The organism is Bacillus sp. JKS001846 (assembly GCF_900176455.1).
Taxonomy (GTDB): Bacteria; Bacillota; Bacilli; order Bacillales; family Bacillaceae_G; genus Bacillus_A; species Bacillus_A cereus.
In genome coordinates this window covers 4,714,757-4,736,823 of the sequence record NZ_FWYG01000001.1, presented here as the reverse complement: position 1 = coordinate 4,736,823, position 22,067 = coordinate 4,714,757, and the positions used below count along the sequence as shown (strand labels likewise).

The following is a 22,067-nucleotide window of genomic DNA, read 5'->3' as shown; positions in this document are numbered from 1 at the left end:
AATTAGAGACTCTTCAATAAAAAGGAATTAAATATGGTATTCTTTAGTTAAGATATGTAAACGAAGACGGGGGAATGAAGATGGATAAGAAGCTAAAGTATTGGCTAGCATCTATTATAGGGGGAGTAGTACTTGCAACTGGTATGACTTATGGAATATTACAGTTTGCTGAAGTCCCGCTTAAGGGTGAGGACCATGTTTTTGCAGAGGTTAATAAAGAAGACATACTATCGAATGAAGCAGAAGTGAAAGGTTCAAATGCACAACTTCACATTACAGTAACTTCTACTGAAGAAGAAGTTATTTCAGCTATGCATAGCATGACTCATCAAAAAGTAAAAGCGTGTGAAGGAAAGGGAGCAACCCCTATGTCCAAAAAGAATGCAGAGAAAGTAAGAAATATTCTAAACGGAAACAATTTCAAGAACAAAGAAGAGCTATTAGCAATTACTGAAAGATGGGCAAATAGAGATTTTAGTAAAATTGTAGAAGAACATAACTATTTTATTAAACTTCAAGGTGGCAAGATAGGTGAAGCTACAGTGATGGATAAGGTAGACGAGCAAGTATTCTGTCTCAATACTTTCGGTGATGATGTAACGGCCGCATTAATTAAATCAGGAGATCTTCAAGCGCTGTAAGGTGTTTTTTCTCTGATATAAAGAAAGCCTCAAGTATTCATATACTTGAGGCTTTTCCAATGGAAAGATAGGAATGGTCCGAATTCTTTACATTAAGAACAAAGTGGAATTACTCCTAAACCAATTAATAAAGCTGCAGCAACTGCTGGAATTGGTACAGGAATTTGAATACCTTCTACAAATAAGAAATATTGACCACTTACTATTTTAAAACAAACTAATTGCATGGCTATTCCTCCCTTCTTTTAGGATTAATACATTATATTAATTTATCTATCTATTGATATAGTTAAATTATTTATTTTTAAAAATATAGTTAATATGTGAATAGTTTTCGAAAGGACCTGCTCAATCAATGCGGAAAAACATAAGATGAAACGAATCCATTAAAATACATGAGTGAACCTTAGTTTTCCCCTCTTATCTAAAGGAGGAACTATTATGGGTTATGGTGGTAGTTGTGTTATTCATTTTATTAATCATCGTTGGAGCTTCTTGCTTCTGCTAAAAACTATTGGAAAAGACACTCATATAGAGTGTCTTTTCTTTCGTGCAAAATGATTCCTGACAATAGCCAACTGTATAAAGTATACGGTATACTTTTGCCTCATTAGACATATAAAAATGTTGGAGGGATGTTATGAAACTAGTAGGGAAGCACATTTATATTCGGCTTTATAAAACTGCTGATGCTAACGAGTTAGCTAACTTACATATTAGAAATCGCGAATTTTTTCAACGAGTTTGCCCGTTGCTCCCAGAAGTTTTTTATACAGAAGAACATCAAAAAATACGTCTTGAACAAGCTCTAAAAAAGACAGCTGAAGGACAAGTATACCCTTTTGGAATCTTTTTAAGAGAAAATGATAAACTTATCGGAGACATTTCATTAACTCAAATTGTTAGGGGAGACCTCCAAAGCTGTTATACGGGATTCACTTTAGATAAGGAGCATAATGCAAAGGGCTATGCAACAGAGGCTCTTCAACTTGTTGTAGATTTTGCTTTTAGGGAATTAAAGCTACATAGAATTGAAGCAGGAGCGATGCTTGATAATATAGCATCTATTCGTGTATTAGAAAAAGTGGGGTTTAAAAAAGAAGGTATAGCGAAAGAAAATATAAGGATTAATGGCAAATGGACAGATCATCAAATATTAGCTATTATCAACAGTTTGGATGTGTAAGCTTATTTTGATTCCAATAAAGATAATCATGTAACTCTTCAAACTCTACCAACAGTTTTATAGAGACCTTTACAATTTTCGGATCAGAAACTAACCTTACAAGTCTTGAAATTCCACCTAACTCTACAATTACTCTATTTGAAAATTTTACAACTAACCACACTAAGACTCTTATTCGTTTTAGTTTTAGCTTTGTATTTGCTGCGTTCGTCACATTGACTAGTAGACCATTTAAATCCACAACTCCACAAACAATTAGATTAACACCAGGGAGATACAAGGACTTTCTTATTTGAGGATGTTAAATGCCACTTCAGTTAACGCCTCATCAAGGCCATTATTTATCCAACAAACAACATATATTTGTTGTGATAAATCAAATTCATATTACTGTGAGAATAGTGACTATGGTTAGTATTAGTTATTAAAGAGAGCTGTGGCTCTTTTTTTATTTTCTTTCGACATAATATGACAATATATGAATTAACAATTTGGTATTATTATCTAGAAATCTTACATTTATCTACAAATTATTATTGTATTTTTAGATTTTTAAATGTAAAATATTTCAATGTAAATACATACCATTTAGGGGGATAAAGAAATTTATGAAAAAATTATTAGCTTCAGCAACAGCGGTAACACTATTAACAGTGGGGTACAGTTCTTCTGCATTTGCAGCTAAGAGTCCTAATGATACAAAAAACTGTGGCCATTTTAAAAGTCAACAAGATGCTCAAGCATTCTGGGATCAAAATGGATATGGTGTTGGAAATGATCCACACCGTTTAGATAATGATAAAGACGGCATTCCATGTGAAGATTATAAATATCCAAAGAGCACAAATACTACAACAGAAAATAAAGAAACTACTAAACCTCAAGAACAACCTAAACAAGAAAATACTAAACAAGAACCTGTTAAACAAGAAAACACTAAGCAAGAGAATTCAAAACAAAATAACCAAACAACAAATACTACACAAGAACAAACTAAGCCTCAAACGACTGCAAAAGAAACAAAGAAAAATACTAATACAGTTGTGAAAAAAGAAACGAAAAAACAAGGTGAAAAATTACCTAATACAGCATCAAACGGTGTTACAATGATGTTAGCAAGCTTAGGATTAGCATTAGCTGGTTCTGTATTAATGTTCCGTCGTAAAAAGACAAACGCATAAAATAGTTCCTTAAAACGGCAGGAGAAATCCTGTCGTTTTCAAATGGAGTGATAAAAGTGAATAAAAAACAATGGATAGGCTTATGTTTAACTGTTATTGGACTTACTATCTTTTCCTATTATTTTCTAGAATGGTATAGTGCTAGACAATCAGCAGAGTCGTTAACAACTAACGAGGCTAAACAATATGAGACCTCCACACCTTCTAAAGAAAATGAAACGCAAAACATCAATCAAACAGAGACAGAGATAAAGACTGACACTTCATTACAAGAAAAACCTGTACAAATTCCTGCTTCAAAGGTAAACCATCAGTTAGGAGATAAAGTAGCATATTTAATTATCCCTAAAATACAAAAGAAATACTCTATATATTGGGGAGCTGATGATAAAGTACTAAAAAAGGGTGTAGGTATGTTTGTTAGTGACTTAACTACTACACCATCCGGAAATGGTCATACAGTTTTAAGTGGACATAGAGATACTGTTTTTACCGAGCTTGGTCAATTAAAGGAAAATGACCAACTTATCGTGGAATATGAAAATAAAACATATACATATGAAATTAACAAGCATTGGATAACAGATTCAGAAGATCGAACAGTTATTGTAGAAAAAAGTGAGCCAACATTAACATTAACAACTTGTTATCCTTTTGACTATATAGGAGACGCTCCAGATCGGTACATAATTGAAGCATCTCTACTTTCCATTCATTGAGGATGGAAAGTCCAATACACATTAATTTTAATAATATGTATTGGACTCCCATTCAAGTATCATTTTTCTCAATGAATAATTGGTATATTTTAGGTGTTTTTTACTATTTTTATGTTAAGATATTTTGGTTGATATTCATCTTATTTTAGGAGGTTGGAAAATCTGTTACATGCTTTTCATATGGATTTTAGTTTCTATACCGAAAGTATAAAAGTTTTAGGGTTATTAGGGAATTCTACTCGCTTATCAATTGTTTGTAAATTGATTACATATGGATCGTTGTCAGTTTCTGATTTAAGTAAGCAAACAAGAATTACAGAGGATTTGATTGTACAACATTTGCGTAAATTAGCCTCTGGAAATATTGTAATTAGTGAACGTATAGGGAAAAGGCTTTATTTTAAAATAAAAGATAATAAAACAATTGAGATTATTAAGGTATTAGGATTACTAAGTTAATTTTCATTACTTTCAATATAAATGATTTTGCTATAACTCAATTGTGCAAAATCACATTTAGCCTGCCTACGGAAATAGGGAGGTTTTTAATATACAAAAAGGCGCCCATATAAGGGTGCCTTTTCCAATAGTTTTTTAGCAGAAGCAACTGCATCCGATAATGATTAATAAAATAAACAATACAACTAATAAAGCGAATCCTCCAGCGAAACCGCAGCCTTCACCACAACTACCACCATATCCCATAACAATAGTGCCTCCTTTAGATTAGAGGGTAAAACTAGGGTTCATTCCATGGATTTTAATGGGTTCACTTTACCTTATGTTTTTAAGAATTAATTGAGCAGGTCCTTTTGAAAATAGAAAAAAGACGCCATAAGGGCCTTCCTTTTAGGTAGATAAGACTTTAGTTTTCCAATCTAAAGAAATTTTGTATCAGCTCTTTGAGAGTATATCATGATATTTGCTTGATTTATTATGCATTATTACATATCATTGTAAATCCCTCTATTTTCCATTTGATAAAATACAATCCCAATATTGTTAATAATTAAATAAATATTTCTACAAATTTAAAATATTTACAAAAGATGAAAAATTGATACATTTAAGGTGCAAGTTATAAAAAATATTTAAGGGGGATTTATTATGTTTAAGAAATTAGTAGTAGGAGCATTAGCAACTGGTATCGCATTAACTGGAGGGATTGGAGCAGCATCAGCAAGTACAGAAGGTGTAGATAATACTAAAAATTCAGCACCAATTATCCAACGTACCCAAATACTTAAAGATGATTTCAGTCTGATAAATGGTGAAAGAGAAGTATCGTTCGAGCATGTAAAAAAAGCAGATATGAGAGTTCATATGACAAACAATACTAAAGGTACACTTGATTGGTCTTTAAAAGACTCAAAAGGTAATGTTATTGGTTCTGGATCGTTAGTAGCAGGAAAGGGTTTTACAAATACGTACAATACTCTTCCAAAAGGTAAATATAAGCTTAAAGTTACTCACAGAAATGGTGGTTCTGGATCATTCTATGCAGCTGCTCGTACTTTAGACTAATATATATAGAATCATCTTAAGTATATTAAAGAAGAACAATCAGGGAGTTTGAGGATTAAGGAGTTTTGTTATAATATCATCGTTTGTAAATACAAAGTCACAAAAGGCCTACCTAGGGAAATAGGTAGGTCTTTTAATACATAAAAACACACCATAAGGTGCCTTTTAAGCTGTAACAAATTTAAATACATAGTACATAAAAAATAACAAAGATAGACTTGCTAATCTGCCAGCAATCGATTCTTTCATAAATTTCATAAGTATCACTTTGACAATCAATGCTAAGAATAATGGTATAAACAGTACCATAGCAAGTTTAATAGCTAAGTCGTTTATAGTTGGATTAAACGCTTCAAAATTAATGATGATATTCACTTGCCTCTCTATTATCTGTTTATATTTATAATTAGATTTTTATTGTTTTGTCTACTAAAAAAGCCGTTAATTTGAGAACTATTTATTTTTGGATTATAAGAGTGCTCTCACATTTACGACAAGTAATCTTCTCTTCCTCAAAAATGAATAGATTTTCAGCATCACATTCTGGGCATACAACTGCAAATGGTGTTTTTATATTTTTATAGCATAGGAAAGAAAAGAATGCCATGATTAGAGCAGGTATAATAAGCATCATAATTAAGAATAGGCCCGCAAAAACGCCTGTAATTATGGAAAGTGGTTTCATTAGTTTTCTACCTACGGAGTTTACTTGATTATCCTTTTTACGAAAAGCAGTAACAAGGTAAGTTTGGGTTTCTTTTACTGGCTCAAATGCATTTACCGTATTGTAATCTTGTTCATCCATAGTGGGATAGGAAGTGTTTGGTCCTTGATATCCTCGTTGTATATAATAATTGTTTGACTCAGCTATTCGTGGTGTATACGAGATTCCAGTTCCAGGTACATAAGTTGTTGTTCTTGATTCAGGTGAAATAGAGTTCCCTCCCATACCTGTGTATGTAAAGTTAATTTTCACACCCGGGGAAAACTGGATAATTCTACGAAATTTATAACCCATAATATTGTATCCTCTCTATCTAATTAATAGAATTCTTTACTAATTATAACAAATTTTCAGTGTTAATATTAATGTATTATTTTATAATAAAATATTGATATTTAAATTTGCTAATTTAAGGCGTTTTATGAGTTCTCTTTTACTTGGACATTTGGTGCTAAGAAGGTATTGTATTGCTAAAAATACAACAATTATCGAGTAAGCTTATTATACCATCAATAAATGGGATTATTTATATTTTAAATTTAACATATAGATTGAATAATATTTTCTCTATATAGTTAAATAATCTATTATTTATTAAATTTAATAGGAAATTTTGCAGGAAGGAGAATATAATTTATGGTTTTTTTGAGAATATTTTTATTAATTATAAAGAGGCTCGATAATGCCCTATTAAACTTTGATAAGTTGGAAAACGAATTGAATGAATCCGAGAATAAATTTAAAAAGAAATTTGGTATTTATGCAATTGATTTAATGGCATTATTATTATTTTCGTATTTTTTTGGGGCATTACTATATGTTTTTATTACTTTCTTACCATCTTTTAATAGCATTATTGTATCTTTTGTAAAAAATTTAGGATATATCTTTACAGGAGAGAGAGAATTCTTATCACCCTCCTTACTTATAATACCAAGTCTATATATAAGTTTTAAAGATATATTTTTATGGTTAGTTTTAATAGCATTTATTTCTGCTATTATAGTCTATTTAAATAAAGATAATAATGAGTTTAGAATGGTGAAAATTTTAGCGATAAGTAATAGTATATTACGTTTAGTAGTTATAAATTTAAAAATAGAAAAATCTTTAGTTATTATAGGGCCAATTTTTATTTTTGTTACATTATTTATTACATATGCAATGGTGCCAGATACTTTCTTTGTAGCCCATATATTGGAGATTTTGTTTTTTTGGACAGCTATTTTTGTTATTTTAATTACGTATTCAAGTTTTAATAAAGATAGTATTAGAGCGAAAAGATTTGTCGTATTTATAGTGTTTATACCTATTGTAATTTCGAATATTTTACAAAATAAAACACAAGGTTCCATAAGTTTGCTATTTTTAACAGTTACTATATTTTTGACATTTGAAAGAGTATTTGCAATCCTTGTGGAATATAAGGAACAGATATATGAAGGGAAAGAATGGATATTTGCATTAAGAAATTTAGAACAAAAAGATTACGATAAGATAAGAACTAAGCATAATTTGGATAATGATGATTACTTAGAAATTTTTGAGGATAAGGTTTTAGCGGGGATGGTATTTTATAAAGGTACAAAAAGAGATTTATTAAAATCAAAAGTATGTTTTGAGAGTAGTTTAGTCGATAACCCAGATGATACATTTTGTAAATATTTATTAGCTCAAGTGTTAGTGGATATTGGTGAGGAGCAAAACATTCAAAAAAGTATTGATTTGCTTCAAGAAATAAAAAAACAACAGCAAGAAAATCCATATGTATTTGAAGTTAAAGATGTTGAAGAATATATAGCATATTTAGAGTTTAGTAGTGAAAATCCTAAATACAATGAAATAATTAATATTTTAAAAGATAAGAGGAATTTACAAAATGATTTTGTTTATATATTAGGAGTATCTTATTTGTACGTAGAAGATTTAAAAAAGGCAAGAGAGACGTTGGAGTTGTTAGAAGGGAAAGAAGATAAGCTAAGTTTTAATGATTGGCATGAGTACATGGATTATTTGGAAACTAAGGAAATGGAATTAAATCAAGAAAATAATTAGTAGTTTGTTTGATGGAAATGTATAAAATTTCATTTTAATTACATAGGAATTTTATGAATTTCAAGTCGGAGGAAGACACCCTAAGGTGCTTTCCTCCGACTTGAACCACTTTAAATTTAATAATATGTATTGGATTTCCATTCAAGTATCATTTTTCTCAATGAATAATTGGTATATTTTAGGGTGTTTTTTACTATTTTTATGTTAAGATATTTTGGTTGATATTCATCTTATTTTAGGAGGTTGGAAGATCTGTTACATGTTTTTCAGATGGATTTTAGTTTCTATACCGAAAGTATAAAAGTTTTAGGCTTATTAGGGAATTCTACTCGATTATCAATTGTTTGTAAATTGACTACATATGGATCGTTGTCAGTTTCTGATTTAAGTAAGCAAACAAAAATTACAGAAGATTTGATTGTACAACATTTGCGTAAATTAGCCTCTGGAAATATTGTAATTAGTGAACGTATAGGGAAAAGGCTTTATTTTAAAATAAAAGATAATAAAACAATTGAGATTATTAGGGTATTAGGGTTACAAAGTTAATATTAATTACTTTCGATATAAATGCTTTTGCTATAACTTAATTGTGTAAAATCACAAGTAGTCCACCTAAGGAAATAGGTGGGCTTTAAATTCATAAAAAAAGACCCCTAAAGGTGCCTTCCTGGGACTTGAACCATCTTAATTTTGAAAAATGGCATTGAAGGAATTTCTTTATTTATAACTATATTAGGGATGTTAATAATGGTATTTTATAGTGATATGAAAAAATTAATTATTAATGAATTTAAAATAAAAAGAAGACCGAACTAGAATAACAATCTAGTTCGGTCTTCTTTTTATTTGTTTACTTGTTTTCTTGGAAAACTTAATTAAAGTTTCTTAATTATTACTTGTTCGCCATCCTTCATAATGTCCTGTCCATGAATTTTTACTTACTTCAGTTGCTCCTTTTAAATACCAAGTCACTCCATCCCACTCTTTTACAGTAGGTATTTCCCCTTTTGATTTGTAACCAGGAAAGTCTTGTTTTTCTTTTTTCTTAACAAAACTTTTTTTATTATCAATCGTTTTTAATTTTACACCTGTATCAGTAGGTGTTTCCGCAAATACTCCTCCAGCACCAGATAACATAATTCCAGTTGCTAATGTTCCAATTATTACTTTCTTGAACATGAAAAATCCCCCTTTTTTGGAATGAATATTACATAAATAACAATACCATATTATTTGTATTTTCTAACATTTTAATTTATTTATAAATATTTAATTGAATATTCAAGCTATACAATTAATATGAAAAGATTTAAAAATAATTAGTTCTATTAGTAGTGAATCTCAAGTCAATGATTGGAAGAAAACTAAATTATTTATGGGGTAAGAAGTATAGAACTCAAACTTTTTTTTGAATTTATATTCAAAAGTTTACTTTCAAATTAGAAAAGGCTAGTCCCTCGATACCCTTTTTGGAAATAAAGAAAGGACACCCTAAGGCGCTTTACTCCTCCTTGGACTATCCTTTATTACTACGGTACCAATTAATAAATTAAATTATAAAAATAATTTGTTATACTTCTATATACCCTAGTTGGTATAATGTATAAGGCAATTATTGGTTAATTAATAACGAACATATATTAGGGAGGTATACAAGTCATGGAACTAATAATTTTTTCATTTGTATTAGTGGTAATATTCTTTATTCTTTCAATAACTTTAAGTGGTAAAGGTCAGCGAATAGCAAAAGAAGTTTTAAAAGAGCTTATTAATGGTCCTGAGGGAAAAATGTTGGTAGGTTTTTTTGGAACTTTAGCAGTTATAGGAGTAATTTTTATCATTTGGTTTTTATTGAACTAAACATTCCAGTTACTCAGGCTGATACAAGGTGCAAGAAAATTACTAGATAATTAAAGGTACATATATATTAGGAGGTACATAAACCATGATAGAGTTAGTTACGGCGTTTTTCTTACTAATTCTCCATTCCATTGTTTATCTCTTTTCAAGTGGAGAAACTAAGCAAATAGCAAAAAAACATATAAAAGAAATTCTTAATAGTCCTGATGGAATAATAATATTAGTCTTTGCTGCGGCACTTTTAATCGGGGGGATATATTTATTAACATTATGATTTCAGATATCTTAGTTTAAAACGTATAAGGAAATTAATAGCACGCATTAGGGAGGTACATAAGTAATGATAGATATAATATTCTCATTCTTCTTAGTGGTTACTTATTTCATTATTTATCTTTTTTCAAGTGGAGAAAAGAAACAACAAGCAAAAGAAAATCTAAAAGAAGTTATTACCGGTGCGGATGGTAAACTCCTATTAGTTACTGTTATGGGAATTCTAATCATGGTAATCTGGTTATATTTTTATGTTTTAGGTTTATGAATATAAACTAAAATCATATCCAAGTATACGAGATAATGGTTCACCTGGGAAGTATGCGTATTATGGTGGAGAATAGGACACTGGTGGTCTTTTTGGAGAAGCTAAATGTGTTATGAAACTGATGAACCGGATAATAGGTAGTATATAAAGGTCTTATCTTTTTTATAGGAAGATAAGGCTTTTTTATGCATAAAGAAAAGACACCCAAAGGTGCCTTTCTCCGACTTGAACCACTTTAATTTTAATAATATGTATTGGACGCCAATCCAAATATTATTTTACCATGTTAAGTTGTATTGTACATTGAGAAATTTGGTATACCTCTTTATTTGAACGTAAAAAGCCCTAGAGGGGCTAGGACTTTTTGACAGAATGAAAATGATTCAAAAAAGGACTTATATAACGTAACATATGAATGTTTCATAAATGTATCGTAAAAGTGAACAAAATCTATATTTTGCTATTTTACTCCATCTCTTTCTAATGCTTCTTTTAGCATTCCTTCAGCTTCTTTTCTAATTTCTTCAGGTGTCATCTGGTCCACTGGTTTATAATTACCGTTTTTATCGTAGTCGGCTGTGTTAGTTTTTGGCTCATTTGTAGATGGCGGAACAGATTTATTAGGGTTCTCGTGTGTTATAACTTGAGATGCAGGAGATCCCTCTGTTTTAGACCTGTTTTGCTTTGTTAACTCTTCTTCTAACTTTTTCACTTGATCATCAAGAGCCTTATTTTCTGTTTCTAATGTTTTTATGTTTTTGTGAAGTACCTCATTTTCTTCAACGATTTGTTCATTAAAGTTTAGTCGGTTCATAGGTTCTTTTTCTGGTGATATACCTACTATAATAATTGCCATTAACATTAGTAATCCTGAAAAAACGAAATGATTTTTTGCTGTTTTTTTTAATAAGAGTTTAATAAATCCTTTAATTAAATAATAAATCCCGATAATTATAGTGTAAGTGAACGTCATAAACATGGTATGGAAAATCGTTCTAGATGTGAGGCTTGGGAATTCTCCAATTGTTTCATAAAGCGCACCATATGTAACCATCAAAATTGCAGCATACATTATCGTCAATATTAAGACGACAATTAAAAATCTTTTAAATAGTGTCAAAGCTATTCCTCCTGTAAATCTTAGATGTATTAGATAATTTAATAAAAAAATAAAAGTACTCTTTTGAGTGCCTATTTTAAGCAGATACAGTAGCTTTACCTTAACCTTTACGGAAGATACCCATTAATCCACCAATCATTAAAGCTATAAACGCGAAAATAAGACCAAAAATACCATCAATAAGACCTAATACAAATTCAGTTGTTCGTTTCATTATAATCTCTTTAATTATGTAAAATGTAAGATTTCCGAGCTTATCATAGCAAACAATCAATTCTAATATTGTCATATGATGTCGAATGGAAACAAAAAAGCACTCATAAGAGTGTTTATCCTTAAATCTAATGTTTTTTACTAGATTTTTTATGTCCTTTATTTCGTTCACAAGCTACACCATCGCCATCACGATCTAAATGCGAAGCATAAGCTGGGCTATCTGGAGTTATATCGTAGTAACCAGCATTATTTGCATCTGTACAGTTTGCAAAGTGAACTTTCTCTTGTTTAGGTGCAGCTTGTTGCTGAGGTGCTGTATTAGCTGCAGCTTTTTGTTGTTCCTGTTCTTTTGCTCTTCAGCTTGTTTTTGTTCTTCGGCTTTTTTCTGTTCTTCTATTTTCTTTTGTTCATCTTCTTTTTTAGTTTCTTGTTTTGGTTCTTCTGATGTATTTGCTTTATCATTTGAACCACAAGCAGCCAATCCCATAAGTAACACGCTGCATGCTAAAGCCATTAATAATTTTTTGCTCATAATTTAATTCCTCCAAGATATATATAATGTAATATTTCTGGACAATCTTATCAAAATAAACATCTGTATATTGTTATATCGTGTCGAATGGGAATAAAAAAGATAGCCATAACTCTCAATGGAAAAATGATAAGAATTTACCGATGGATATTAGAGCAATATCCTCTATTTTTTACTAATATTAAATAATAGTTTTTATCAAATCTATCGGGAGATGTGGTTTTAATGTGGGGTAGGGGTGTGTATCAAAAGGTGTACCTTTTGGGGATGTTAAATTTTATATTTTTATAAACTTAATACCATATTAAGGTGATAGTAGATTGTAAGAGTGATAATAGGTGTAGATTTAAAATAAAATTCGATTATTTATAATAAAGATAGATAATTTGTAATAAAGATTGATAAAAGAACCTGTGTTGATATGATCTTAGGGTCATCCAAATTGCGTGACCTCATTGATAAAAATAAATAGGTTAATCATTCGACACTTTTATTGAAAGGAGAGAGAATTATGTTTTTTATAGCATATTTGCCTATTTTTTTGTACTTATTATTAGAATTTTATAGAAGTTCACCTGTTAAAGAAGAAAAACAAAATAGTGGTTCTAGTTTTTTTATCGGAGCAGTTTTAGCCTTGATGATAACCATTCCAGAGATTATGTATTTCTTTACAATAAATAAGATTAATTCATTTCTGTTTTTTGGTGTTATTGTTGGGCTAATTGGTGTATGGATTAGATTTTCTTCAATGAATACATTAGGGCGATTTTACAGTAGGAACGTCGGAATGCAGGGAGAACATAAGTTAATTCAAAGCGGTCTGTATAAATATATTCGCCATCCTGGTTATTTAGGTTCTTTTCTGACCTTTTTAGGGTTTGCTATATCTTCATCTTCGTTCATTGCCATTATCATAAATATCTTTTTATTTTTTCTTGCGTATTCGTATCGTATAAAAGTTGAAGAGAGAACCCTTGTTACACTATTTGGTGAACAATATAAACAATATCAGTCCAAGACTTGGCGAATTATTCCGTTTCTATACTAGAAATTATAGGAGAAAGTTCAAAATAAGTTACTAAAGTCATTTTTCCTTATTCAGCTAACGGGTGCGTTAGTTCCAAAAAATAAGATGATTCCCTTGTATTTTTACACTCCTTTAAATAATCTAAACCTATGTTATTTAACATCTATTATATTAGAAAATTGCAGTTTTATCTTGTTATAAAAAGCATCGGTACATAAAACAGCGCTATTTGGTGGATCAATATTAACAACAGTCATCTAGCTAGAGAGTAAATAGCCATCTTCATAATATGTAATTAGTATTTCTTCTTCAGATAATAAGGAACATAACAACATGTTCTCAATCAGTTCTTTTTCTTCAGCGGTTGAGATTGGACGGGGTACCCTATACGTTTCTTAATTATTTTAATTGTACTAGAAATTGTGAATAAAAAAAGAGAGCCGAAGCCCTCTATAATAACTACTAATAACCATGGTCACTACTCTCATAGTAATATGAATTTGATTCACCACAACAAATACATGTTGTTTGTTGGATAAATAATGGACTAAGTTCAGCGTTAGCTGTAGTGGCATTTGAGAAAGTAATACTTTGAACATCCTCAAATAAGAAAGTTTTTCTATCTCCTGGTGTTAATGTAATTGTTTGTGGGGTTGTGGAATTAAATGTTCTAATAGTCAATGTAACAAACGCAGCAAATACAGGGCTAAAACTAAAACGAATTAGAGTTTTATTGTGATTAGTTGTAAAATTTTCAAATAGGGTAATTGTAGAACCGGGTGGGATTTCAAGACTTGTAGGGGTAGTTTCAGATCCAAAAATTGTAAATGTCTCTATGAAACAGTTACTGGAGTTTGAAGAGTTACATGATTTATCTTTTTTCTTGTAATATTTCTTTCCATCTTTACAGAAATAATCTGCCATATCTAATCATTCCTCTCAAAAAAGAGTTTAAGGTTGTCCTATATTATATTATGAAGGTTGTATAAAAAGGTTCTAGTTTAAAAAGAGTAAAAAAAAAGAGAGCCGAAGCCCTCATTGGATAAATTGGTATTTTTTTGAAAAACGGCCTTGCTGCCGTCCGTCTAGCCCCTCATAAGCTCGTTGGATGTCGTTGCAAAATTTAAAACTTATTGCTAATCATAAAAAAGACACCCAAAGGTGCCTTCCTCCGACTTGAACCGCTTTAATTTTAATAATATGTATTGGAATCCCATCAAAATAGTATTTTACTACGTTAATTAATATTGATCATTGAGAAAAAATAAAAGTACTCTTTCGAGTGCCTATTTTATTTAGATACAGTAGCTTTATCTTTACGGAAGATACCCATTAATCTTCCGATATCAGTAACAGTCATTATTAATGAAGTTTTATTAATGAATTTAACCAGCATTTTTATGTGAATCAGCACATGTGAGTGAATTTGATTTTGGAAAGAAGAAAGGGCCACTCTATATTCAGTTAGATATGGAAGAACTCATGAATCAATTGTCCCCTGTTCAAACAATGGAGATTTCAGAGGCACACATTGGACAGTATCAAAAATTACCAGCTCGTGTTATTATTCATCGATTAACAAAAGAACAAACAGAGAAAAGGTTGAAGGAACAAGCAAAAAAAGAAAAGAAGAAAGGTATTGCCTACAAAGAACGAAGTAAACGGTTGAGTGGGATCAACGTGTATATTACGAGTCTTTCTACAGAAAATGTTCCAACGGAACATATCCATGACTTGTATTCATTACGCTGGCAAATTGAAATTTTGTTCAAAATATGGAAATCTTTTTTAAAAATTGACAGGTGCAAAGAAATTAAGAAAGAACGCTTAGAATGCCATTTATATGGGCAACTCATTAGTATTTTACTCTGTTTATCGACGATGTTCAAAATGCGTCAGTTACTCTTGGATAAGAAAAAGAAAGAGTTAAGTGAATACAAATCCATCTATATGATAAAGAATTATTATCAATTGTTTTATGAGGGACTACAAAAGAGCATCCATGAATTATTAAAAGTTTTGCTGCGTTTGTTTTACCTTTTAGAGAAAAACGGGAGAAAATCTCATCGGTATGAAAAGAAAACCGTTTTTGATATTTTAGGTGTTGTGTATGATTATATGTTGTCAAAAAGTTTCAAGGTTGCATAATATTTTTTAAAATGCCCAGTTAATAGGTTTATTTGTTATGCCTATCTTTAGAACAGTCGTAGAAATTTAAAGGAATAATCCTCACATATAACCTCTTAGCGCCCTAAGGTTGATGGCGATGTGGCGGCATCCCATTGCTATCAACCTAACAGAACAGGTTGATAGCAAAAGTTTTTTATACAAAATAACATCAAAAAATACGTCTTGAACAAGTGTTAAAAAAGAAAGCTGAAGGGCAAGTATATCCTTTTGGAGTCTTTTTAAGAGAAAATGATACAATGAAGATAATATTAGGAAATTATGGGGATGATTACGTTGCTTACTTTGATAAAATTTGTAGTTAGTTATGCTGCAAGTCTATTTGCTTTTATTTTTGGATGGTTCTTAATTTCATATATTTTTAATCCTAGCTTTATTCACCCGGACGTTTTACAGGGATTCATAAAAACTATCGTCACTTATGGTAGTATACCAGCTCTTATAGCTTGTTTACTTGGGGAAGTCTTATATAGGAAAATTAAACGATGTAGAGAGTTTCAATTTGGAATTCCTTTATTTATAGGACTAGCATTGATCTATACACTTATACTATATCTTTTTCTTTTTACTTTTACTTTTTCACATTTCTTTGACTTCGTTGCACCTGTTATTATGGGTTCCTTAGCATTTTATTTAGTACGTAGAAAAATATAATTTTCGTTTTGATGCATTATAATAGCTATCTCTGAATCACCAGTTTCAAAAAGCCTTCATGCAATGATGATTGCATGAAGGCTTTTGATGTTTTCTTATTTTTTTGTATCGTTAACCCATGTAATAATGTCCTGGATGACGTATTCGGGAACGTTAGCAGGGATTTCGTATTCACTAGGAAGACTTAATTCTCCGTCACCCTCTGTGAAGAAATGATTCAATTTCGGATATTTTTTGAACTGAACATTCCCGCGGTTTGAAAGTCCTTTCTGCCATTTTGTATATTCATCTTTTACTGTTACTTGATAATCACGTGCTCCTTGCAGAATGAGTAAAGGCTCTTTTCTTGATTTTGCCTCTTCAACTGGACGCCACCTAGAAACATCATACATAAAATGAGGTGACCCAAAATTGTAGCCAGCTGGAGGATGATCAGGATTGAAAGTAGGATCCTGAATAAAAGCAGCCTGTCTTTTTAGTTCATCGATTTCTTCCTTTGACGCCCCAAGGTATTGAGAATGATCAATAGCAATTTCAGTCAAAGGGCGTGCTGGTGGTGCGAGTAAGATGCTTCCTCGGACAAGTGAGGAAGGTGCTTTGCTTAGTATACGTGGCATTGTGCCAGCTCCTAGGCTATGTCCAAGAATGAAAATATTATTTGGATCAATGCCTTCCTGCTGCACTGCTGATTTTGCTGCATATATGGCATCATCTGTAGTATCACGGTCTAACGTAACAGGTTCTGCACTCATCTTTAATGCATGTTCTAAGGTGCGTTTTTCATAGCGCAACACTGCAATTCCGTTGGATGAAAGGCCCACCGCAAGGTCTCGTAAGATTTTTGTTCCCATATATGTGCTATCGCGATCATGGATGCCAGCACCATGAACAAGAACAACTACGGGCAGCTTTTCACCACGCTTATGTTTCGGAACTGTTAATGTGGCTGGTAACGGATAGGTAGAATTTCCAATGACGATTTCACGTTCTTGATAGGAATCATGTTGATCATAGCTAGGATGGGGGATGGTAAAATATTCCTCGGGTGACCTTTCTCCAACTTCATCTACTTTCCCGCCAGGTGTGAATTTAAGGAGTAGCGGTATGGTAGTTCCTTCGGTAGCTGCTGGAATTTCTACCGTCTGATGGACCAAGTTTCGTTCTTTTATCACGGGGGTTCCCATGCTTTTTATCCTGCTCCAGCCACTTTGTGTCCACCAGTTTTGTAATGTGGTTGCTGTAAACTTGGATTGAAAAGCAGCAGACGTCAACTGTATTGCCTCTGCATACTTACCTTGCTGGAGATATTCAAAAAATAATGATGTACGCTCCGTTAAAGAGACTAGTTTCTTTTCAGCAGATTGTTCCTCATGTGTATCTGCGTGAATAGTTGTTGTAAGCGGGAAAGATGAAACGCCTAAAGAAAAGAGTAGGGTAAAGGTAAGGACTGATTTTTGTATTTTCTTTTTTTTATTCATGTTTCAACCTCCAATATGTGATGGTACAAAACAGGTATGGTAATTAGAATTCTGGTGCGAAAACTTCAAAATATTTGCAAGCAATCTCCAAAACTTGGACATACTAATATTATTATTCTAAAAAAATGTAAATTTCTTCTCTTGTTACATGCATATTAATCCCAGAAATAATCTTTCTTCCTTCACTTTATATTTTGATTATACGAAGCAAAGCTCTCGTTTTTCTTACTTGATACTTACAAATTCCTTAAGTAGAGGATATTTTAAAATTTTGGCTGTATGAATATGTAGCGGTACTCCTATGTTAAGAGATAGCTTAAGGACCGAGGATTATATTGTTTTTATAAAGAGTTGATGTTATGTTTGTTTTGTAACATATGGTGTTTTATGCATGTAGGAGGATTTATTGAAGAAATTATTAATATTGTTTTTATTAGCTACATTTTGTCTACAGATTACAGGATGTTCTAATAATATGGGTACACTAAGGGAGAAGTCTAAAACTTTAACAACTGTGAAGTCTAAACGCATCAATAAAGGGTGGTACAAACATATGTAATAGTTTGTATCACCCTTTGTTGATGTTAGAAGTCATAAGGAAAAGGTTGATAGTTAGATATTTTTCATAAAGAAAAGACACCCATATAAGAGTGTCCTTTCTAATAGTTTTTTAGCAGAAGCAACTGCATCCGATAATGATTAATAGTATAAAGAGTACAACAAGCAAAGCAAATCCTCCAGCAAAACCACAGCCTTCTCCGCAACTACCACCATAGCCCATAATAGTTCCTCCTTTAGGTAAGAGGATTAAAACTAAGGTTCATTCATGTATTTTAACGGGTTCACTTTACTTTATGTTTTTAAGAATGAATGGAGCAGGTCCTTTTAAAAATAAAGAAAAGACCCCCCTAAAGTGCCTTCCTTCAACTTGAACCATCTTAATTTTAATAATATATTGGACTCCTATCCGAATACTATTTTACTATGCTAATTTTTTTGTTCATTGAGGGGTAGCACCACATCGCTATCAAGTTAAGTCCATACAACGTTAATTATAGTAGAGGTTGTTTCTTTTTTTTAAAGCTATGTGTAGGGAATTTAAAGATTTGCATACGAAATAAACCCTAATGGGTTTCAATTTTTTGATTTAAGCCCCTTGATTATCAAACATGGTACAATTGTAAATGACACCTAATATATCAAAGATTGTTTTCTTCTCATATCGATGAGATTTCCTCCCGTTTTGCTGTAGGAGGTTGAACGGGCGAAGTAATACCTTTGATAGCTCTTGGGTGTCTTTTTGTATCGATTGGAAAAGAAGAAAAAAGTAATCTTTAATCATATATATGGCCTTATATTCACTCAGTTCTCGTTTCTTTTTCATAAGAAGTAATTGACGCATTTGAAACATAGTAGACGAACAGAGTAGAATGGCGATCAGTTGCCCATACAAATGGCATTCTAATCTTTCACGTTTTATCTTTTTACAATGGTGAATATGAAAGAATGACTTCCATGTTTTAAATAAAATCTCGATTTGCCAACGTAAAGAATACCGATCATGTACTTGTCCCATCGGGACAATATTTGTAGAGGCGTTTGTCATATATACATTGATACCACTAAGTCGTTTGCTACGAGGAGAATACTTCATTCCTTTCTTTTTTTCTCGTATAGCTTGATCACGTAATCGTTTTTGTTGTTGTTCATCTGTAAGTCGATGAACAATCACACGAGCTGGCACTTTATCAGTCATTCCCACATAAGCGTCGGATATTTCATATGTTTGTCCTGGCTGAAGAGAGTTCATTAAAACCTCCATATCTATTTGGATATACTCTGTACCCTTCTTAATTCTGCCATCTTGAAAATAATCAGGGTTTAGATTTTTTTGATAAATACGTGTATTTGATTTGATACGTGAGATATAATAAGCCTTTTTATCTTGTATATGTTGAAGATCTTTCAAATGAAAATAACCTAAGTCTCGGATACATAAATCATTCGCTGTTACAGTTGGGGCACACAGGGAACCGTAGGTTCGATCATGTTGTTTACCTGGACCTGTATGAATATGAAGGAATTGTCCACTTAATAAACCATACTCAAGCTGTATCTTTACTCCCGCTGTATGGCTGCATCCTCCCGCACCAGGATAAATTGATGAAAATATATCCGGAAGTTGAAATGCAGTTGAATCTAAAATACGAATACGCTTGAAAACAGAAGTATATGGATAAGAAATTGGCATAGATGAGGTCAGTTTTTGGTTTAGTAGTTCAGCTAATATGTGTTGTAAAAATTGAACAGCCGCTTTATTAAATCGTTGATTCAAGCCCTCAGGGCTGATGAGTACTTCTGTTGATGCTTCTAAACAGCTAGATAACTGAGTTAAAGAAGTCATAGCTACATTTTGGCTCACCCATACACATAAAGCGACTAAATCTTTTGCTTGGTACTTACTGGTTCGTTGTACAAAGCCAACATCTCTAGCAAGATTTCGTAAGGCATTTGGAGATAGGGCACTTTGAATCTCTTGAGCAAATAGTTGTAATTCGTTAGACACAGAAACAGACATAAAAAACGCCATCCTTTCCTATGATTCTACAGAAAGAATAGCGTATTTTTTCGTTATTTTATAGTAAAATAGGTCTCATGGTATGAATGTACAATTTAGATATTTGCCCAATGAACCATATGCTTTTAGAACTGAGAAAGACCTTGAAACAAATAAGTTATATATTTTAATGCAGTAATATTACAAGCAGTATAGATGGGAACATCAAGAACTTAAATGATTTAAGATTCACACTATATAAAAGTTGAAGTATACGACTAAGGAAAGAGTGCTTTGCAGTGTGCTGCATATTCAAGAATTAATCTTACGTAGGGAGTGCTTATATGAAAAGCATGAAAAATGTAATATTGCTAGTAGTATGTTTCATATTTTTAAGTGGTTGTAATCAAGTTAATGAAGATGAGGTACAAAAATATATAAAAGAAAAACACGGAATCGATGTTGTTGTAACACATATGAGCCCTTTAAATGAAAATAATATGGGACATGCATACCATACTGTGCAAGCAAAGAATAATAAAAATATTCAATTTCGAGTAGAGGTAGATGGTCTCTTCTATTCATCCATAAAAAGTGATGAATACAAATATGGAAAAAAAACATTTGAGGCATATCAGAAATTCCAACCAACTCTAGAAGAAATAAAAAAATTAGGGTACGTGGAAACTAAAACTGATAACACTCTTCAATATTTGTCAGAGGATAGAAGATCAGATGAAGGAAAACCAACTAATGAATTATTATTAACTTTGCAAATGAGTAACGAGATTGACTTTAGCCAATTTGAATCAGTAGAATTAGATCGTTTATATACTCTATTTCAACTCATCCAGAAAAATAATAAAAAGATAACAGAACTTGAAATTAAGGATTATAATGGCAAATCTTTAGGTGGACCTTTTAAAAATGTGCAAAAAATGATAACAAAAGAAGAGCTGTTACTAACAATGAAAAAAACGATGGGCAATGCCATAGACATTTATTTGGAAAATTGGATTAAAAATCATACAAAAATAGAAGAGAGATTAATTGCAATTCAAAACAATCATTTTGAATTGGAAGGTATTACTTATTCAAATTTGAAAGATGGGGATGTTCGAGGATATAAGGTGTATTTAGTTATTAATACCAGTAGTAATGAATTTGAAAATAATCCCCTTGTAATTAAAGATTTAATCAAGGTAACCACAATCCTTAAAGAAGAACTATATAATAAAAAATTTAAGATATATTTAGACAATAAGAATGGAACAAGATATACACCTTGGTTATCATCAGAAGAAATTAAAAAAGCTATTAACATCGAAGAACTTGTAAAAGAGCGATATCCTAAGAATTAAATTTAAAGTACTGTTGCTGTTTGTTATTTGATGGGAAAGCATGATATTTCGATTTGTTCCGCCAGCTTGCAAATTAGGGGTCTGTTGTAAAGTTTATTAACAGGTAGAAAGTTAGAATAAGTATAGCCGAATCTGATTGAAGAGGAAGTACGACATCATCTTAAATTAGGGGTACAGACACATGCCCATCAACCTAAAGTTTTATTACACCCCCAGAACGAAATTTTTAGGATTTCTTGTAACGAAAAAGCTTATTTATCGTTTTGGGGGTGAACTGTTTTCTTAGGTTGGTAGCGATGTGGCGAGACCCCTACCAATAAATAGATAGCTAATCAGTAATGTGGAAACTGAATAAGCAAAAACTCTCATACATGTTGCAACTCCAATTAAAATAAGACAAGCTAGAATTGCCTTTTTTGCTCCATACTTCTTATTCACCTTAACTGTAAATAATGCAAACACGCCCATACATAATACGGGAATAGATGTTTGGTGGTGTAA

25 protein-coding genes and 5 pseudogenes are annotated in these 22,067 nt (G+C 31.6%); 17 read left to right on the top strand and 13 right to left on the bottom strand.

Going from position 1 to position 22,067, the window contains the following annotated elements; translation table 11 throughout:
• Nucleotides 1–80 precede the first annotated feature (80 nt).
• Complete coding sequence (locus B9A45_RS25370) at nucleotides 81–641, top strand: PRK06770 family protein (protein ID WP_000358637.1); 561 nt, start codon at nucleotides 81–83, stop codon at nucleotides 639–641.
• Between the two features lie 92 nt (nucleotides 642–733).
• On the opposite strand, the gene B9A45_RS32915 is transcribed toward B9A45_RS25370, so the two are convergent.
• Entirely contained in the window at nucleotides 734–868 is a 135-nt protein-coding gene (locus B9A45_RS32915; RefSeq protein ID WP_001177693.1) for a hypothetical protein, read from the bottom strand.
• Between the two features lie 221 nt (nucleotides 869–1,089).
• Between B9A45_RS32915 and B9A45_RS25365 the strand changes: the two genes are divergently transcribed.
• The 5 genes from B9A45_RS25365 (at nucleotide 1,090) to B9A45_RS25340 (ending at nucleotide 4,186) form a co-directional block, all read left to right on the top strand.
• A complete protein-coding gene (locus B9A45_RS25365; protein WP_074628568.1) occupies nucleotides 1,090–1,149 on the top strand; it encodes a YjcZ family sporulation protein in 60 nt (19 codons plus the stop codon).
• A 132-nt stretch (nucleotides 1,150–1,281) separates the two neighbouring features.
• Nucleotides 1,282–1,827: a GNAT family N-acetyltransferase gene (locus B9A45_RS25360; RefSeq protein ID WP_000779761.1), complete on the top strand. Its 546-nt coding sequence runs from the start codon at nucleotides 1,282–1,284 to the stop codon at nucleotides 1,825–1,827.
• Nucleotides 1,828–2,435: 608 nt separating this feature from the next.
• Nucleotides 2,436–3,008: an excalibur calcium-binding domain-containing protein gene (locus B9A45_RS25350; protein ID WP_004418231.1), complete on the top strand. Its 573-nt coding sequence runs from the start codon at nucleotides 2,436–2,438 to the stop codon at nucleotides 3,006–3,008.
• A gap of 56 nt (nucleotides 3,009–3,064) precedes the next feature.
• The gene (locus tag B9A45_RS25345) at nucleotides 3,065–3,727 is read left to right on the top strand and encodes a class D sortase (protein ID WP_001036101.1); all 663 of its coding nucleotides are present in this window, start codon (nucleotides 3,065–3,067) and stop codon (nucleotides 3,725–3,727) included.
• A 180-nt stretch (nucleotides 3,728–3,907) separates the two neighbouring features.
• Nucleotides 3,908–4,186 (top strand): ArsR/SmtB family transcription factor, encoded by a 279-nt coding sequence (locus B9A45_RS25340; protein WP_053512726.1) that lies wholly within the window; start codon nucleotides 3,908–3,910, stop codon nucleotides 4,184–4,186.
• A 135-nt stretch (nucleotides 4,187–4,321) separates the two neighbouring features.
• Here B9A45_RS25340 and B9A45_RS25335 read toward each other — a convergent pair whose 3' ends face one another.
• The gene (locus B9A45_RS25335) at nucleotides 4,322–4,432 is read right to left on the bottom strand and encodes a YjcZ family sporulation protein (protein WP_000540371.1); all 111 of its coding nucleotides are present in this window, start codon (nucleotides 4,430–4,432) and stop codon (nucleotides 4,322–4,324) included.
• A gap of 402 nt (nucleotides 4,433–4,834) precedes the next feature.
• Here B9A45_RS25335 and B9A45_RS33260 point away from each other — a divergent pair, with 402 nt between their 5' ends.
• On the top strand, nucleotides 4,835–5,251 hold the full coding sequence (locus B9A45_RS33260) for a hypothetical protein (RefSeq protein WP_053512727.1): 417 nt from the start codon (nucleotides 4,835–4,837) through the stop codon (nucleotides 5,249–5,251).
• 165 nt (nucleotides 5,252–5,416) lie between these two features.
• On the opposite strand, the gene B9A45_RS32905 is transcribed toward B9A45_RS33260, so the two are convergent.
• Nucleotides 5,417–5,626: a hypothetical protein gene (locus tag B9A45_RS32905; protein WP_001021326.1), complete on the bottom strand. Its 210-nt coding sequence runs from the start codon at nucleotides 5,624–5,626 to the stop codon at nucleotides 5,417–5,419.
• 82 nt (nucleotides 5,627–5,708) lie between these two features.
• On the bottom strand, nucleotides 5,709–6,269 hold the full coding sequence (locus tag B9A45_RS25320) for a DUF4236 domain-containing protein (protein ID WP_000540755.1): 561 nt from the start codon (nucleotides 6,267–6,269) through the stop codon (nucleotides 5,709–5,711).
• Nucleotides 6,270–6,611: 342 nt separating this feature from the next.
• On the opposite strand from B9A45_RS25320, the gene B9A45_RS25315 reads away from it, so the two are divergent.
• Nucleotides 6,612–8,030, top strand: a complete 1,419-nt coding sequence (locus B9A45_RS25315) for a hypothetical protein (protein ID WP_016109354.1) — start codon at nucleotides 6,612–6,614, stop codon at nucleotides 8,028–8,030.
• Between the two features lie 270 nt (nucleotides 8,031–8,300).
• The gene (locus tag B9A45_RS25310) at nucleotides 8,301–8,579 is read left to right on the top strand and encodes an ArsR/SmtB family transcription factor (RefSeq protein ID WP_016109355.1); all 279 of its coding nucleotides are present in this window, start codon (nucleotides 8,301–8,303) and stop codon (nucleotides 8,577–8,579) included.
• 339 nt (nucleotides 8,580–8,918) lie between these two features.
• Here B9A45_RS25310 and B9A45_RS25305 read toward each other — a convergent pair whose 3' ends face one another.
• Nucleotides 8,919–9,212, bottom strand: coding sequence for an LCI fold-containing protein (locus tag B9A45_RS25305; RefSeq protein WP_000475232.1), 294 nt, complete (start codon nucleotides 9,210–9,212; stop codon nucleotides 8,919–8,921).
• 480 nt (nucleotides 9,213–9,692) lie between these two features.
• On the opposite strand from B9A45_RS25305, the gene B9A45_RS25300 reads away from it, so the two are divergent.
• The 3 genes from B9A45_RS25300 (at nucleotide 9,693) to B9A45_RS25290 (ending at nucleotide 10,434) form a co-directional block, all read left to right on the top strand.
• On the top strand, nucleotides 9,693–9,893 hold the full coding sequence (locus B9A45_RS25300) for a hypothetical protein (RefSeq protein WP_000420155.1): 201 nt from the start codon (nucleotides 9,693–9,695) through the stop codon (nucleotides 9,891–9,893).
• A gap of 85 nt (nucleotides 9,894–9,978) precedes the next feature.
• Entirely contained in the window at nucleotides 9,979–10,167 is a 189-nt protein-coding gene (locus tag B9A45_RS25295; RefSeq protein WP_000571721.1) for a hypothetical protein, read from the top strand.
• A 66-nt stretch (nucleotides 10,168–10,233) separates the two neighbouring features.
• Nucleotides 10,234–10,434: a hypothetical protein gene (locus B9A45_RS25290; protein ID WP_000565400.1), complete on the top strand. Its 201-nt coding sequence runs from the start codon at nucleotides 10,234–10,236 to the stop codon at nucleotides 10,432–10,434.
• A 460-nt stretch (nucleotides 10,435–10,894) separates the two neighbouring features.
• Here B9A45_RS25290 and B9A45_RS25285 read toward each other — a convergent pair whose 3' ends face one another.
• Nucleotides 10,895–11,554: a hypothetical protein gene (locus tag B9A45_RS25285; RefSeq protein WP_016109356.1), complete on the bottom strand. Its 660-nt coding sequence runs from the start codon at nucleotides 11,552–11,554 to the stop codon at nucleotides 10,895–10,897.
• Nucleotides 11,555–11,895: 341 nt separating this feature from the next.
• A pseudogene (locus B9A45_RS25280) lies at nucleotides 11,896–12,302 on the bottom strand (excalibur calcium-binding domain-containing protein).
• Nucleotides 12,303–12,813: 511 nt separating this feature from the next.
• Between B9A45_RS25280 and B9A45_RS25275 the strand changes: the two are divergent.
• On the top strand, nucleotides 12,814–13,350 hold the full coding sequence (locus B9A45_RS25275) for a methyltransferase family protein (RefSeq protein WP_084065310.1): 537 nt from the start codon (nucleotides 12,814–12,816) through the stop codon (nucleotides 13,348–13,350).
• Between the two features lie 131 nt (nucleotides 13,351–13,481).
• On the opposite strand, the pseudogene B9A45_RS25270 reads toward B9A45_RS25275, so the two are convergent.
• Both B9A45_RS25270 and B9A45_RS25265 read right to left on the bottom strand, forming a co-directional pair.
• Nucleotides 13,482–13,715, bottom strand: a pseudogene (locus B9A45_RS25270) (YolD-like family protein); the annotation flags it as partial.
• A gap of 76 nt (nucleotides 13,716–13,791) precedes the next feature.
• Nucleotides 13,792–14,253, bottom strand: coding sequence for a hypothetical protein (locus B9A45_RS25265; protein WP_016109358.1), 462 nt, complete (start codon nucleotides 14,251–14,253; stop codon nucleotides 13,792–13,794).
• Nucleotides 14,254–14,778: 525 nt separating this feature from the next.
• On the opposite strand from B9A45_RS25265, the pseudogene B9A45_RS25260 reads away from it, so the two are divergent.
• The 3 genes and pseudogenes from B9A45_RS25260 to B9A45_RS25255 all read left to right on the top strand — a co-directional run.
• Nucleotides 14,779–15,477: pseudogene (locus B9A45_RS25260) on the top strand (transposase); the annotation flags it as partial.
• 158 nt (nucleotides 15,478–15,635) lie between these two features.
• Nucleotides 15,636–15,758: pseudogene (locus B9A45_RS32505) on the top strand (N-acetyltransferase); the annotation flags it as partial.
• Nucleotides 15,759–15,783: 25 nt separating this feature from the next.
• Complete coding sequence (locus tag B9A45_RS25255) at nucleotides 15,784–16,170, top strand: hypothetical protein (protein ID WP_000631593.1); 387 nt, start codon at nucleotides 15,784–15,786, stop codon at nucleotides 16,168–16,170.
• A 95-nt stretch (nucleotides 16,171–16,265) separates the two neighbouring features.
• Here B9A45_RS25255 and B9A45_RS25250 read toward each other — a convergent pair whose 3' ends face one another.
• The 3 genes from B9A45_RS25250 to B9A45_RS25235 all read right to left on the bottom strand — a co-directional run bounded on the left by B9A45_RS25250 (nucleotide 16,266) and on the right by B9A45_RS25235 (nucleotide 20,226).
• Nucleotides 16,266–17,648: an alpha/beta hydrolase gene (locus B9A45_RS25250; protein ID WP_016109360.1), complete on the bottom strand. Its 1,383-nt coding sequence runs from the start codon at nucleotides 17,646–17,648 to the stop codon at nucleotides 16,266–16,268.
• Nucleotides 17,649–18,318: 670 nt separating this feature from the next.
• Nucleotides 18,319–18,429, bottom strand: a complete 111-nt coding sequence (locus B9A45_RS25240; protein WP_000540371.1) for a YjcZ family sporulation protein — start codon at nucleotides 18,427–18,429, stop codon at nucleotides 18,319–18,321.
• A gap of 366 nt (nucleotides 18,430–18,795) precedes the next feature.
• Nucleotides 18,796–20,226 carry an IS4 family transposase gene (locus B9A45_RS25235; protein WP_000117012.1) on the bottom strand — a complete coding sequence of 477 codons (1,431 nt, stop codon included), beginning with the start codon at nucleotides 20,224–20,226 and terminating at the stop codon, nucleotides 18,796–18,798.
• A 323-nt stretch (nucleotides 20,227–20,549) separates the two neighbouring features.
• Between B9A45_RS25235 and B9A45_RS25230 the strand changes: the two genes are divergently transcribed.
• Nucleotides 20,550–21,566 carry a hypothetical protein gene (locus B9A45_RS25230; RefSeq protein WP_000839699.1) on the top strand — a complete coding sequence of 339 codons (1,017 nt, stop codon included), beginning with the start codon at nucleotides 20,550–20,552 and terminating at the stop codon, nucleotides 21,564–21,566.
• 288 nt (nucleotides 21,567–21,854) lie between these two features.
• Here the strand turns inward: B9A45_RS25230 and B9A45_RS32895 are convergent.
• A pseudogene (locus B9A45_RS32895) lies at nucleotides 21,855–22,055 on the bottom strand (MFS transporter); the annotation flags it as partial.
• Between the last annotated feature and the right edge of the window lie 12 nt (nucleotides 22,056–22,067).